The organism is Methanocalculus natronophilus (assembly GCF_038751955.1).
GTDB lineage: Archaea > Halobacteriota > Methanomicrobia > Methanomicrobiales > Methanocorpusculaceae > Methanocalculus > Methanocalculus natronophilus.
The window spans coordinates 1-684 of record NZ_JBCEXH010000060.1; the positions used below are offsets into that span (position 1 = coordinate 1).

The window sequence follows — 684 nt, forward strand, 5'->3', positions numbered from 1 at the left end:
ATACATCAATGGCATCTTATTACGATAATACATTCCCTAACACTATCCCACAATTATTTAACGATAAAGGCTTTATTTCAACTGCCCATCATAATTATACCGATCACTACTACCCGAGAAACGATTTCCACCCAGCAATCGGCTTTGATCAATATAAAGATGCTTATGCCATGGGAATGATTGAAGAAGGGGAATATGAAGATAGCCAACCCCCATGGATGAGTGACCTTGAGATGTTTGAAAAGACATTAGACGATGTAATTAGTGATGAACCTTTCTTCGCTTACTACTTAACAGTTAGTGGACACCTTCCTTATGATGAAACCCATGAAACAGCTAGTGAACATTATGATAAAATCATAGAAATTTATGAAGAAAATGACCGAGAAATCCCAGAAGACGAATCCATTGTTTATCATCACGCTGCACATTACGATTTCGATTTAGCCTTGGGCTATTTAATGGATACACTTGAAGCAGAAGGATTATTAGATGATACAGTCATTTGGATACAATCAGACCATTATGCATACGGTATGAATCGTGATACCATTTCTGAGATTGATACATGGAAAGGTACCGATGAAACACGTTTAAACATGCACAATGTTCCTTTAAGCATTCACCACTCCTCATTAGATGGTAGAACGGTTTCTCACACATTCTCAAACATTGATGTTATGC

1 protein-coding gene is annotated in these 684 nt (G+C 37.1%); it reads left to right on the forward strand.

Annotated elements, in window-relative coordinates; all coding sequences use genetic code 11:
* Window positions 1-684: sulfatase-like hydrolase/transferase (locus ABCO64_RS10405; protein WP_343089416.1), on the forward strand; the 684-nt coding region annotated here is incomplete at both ends.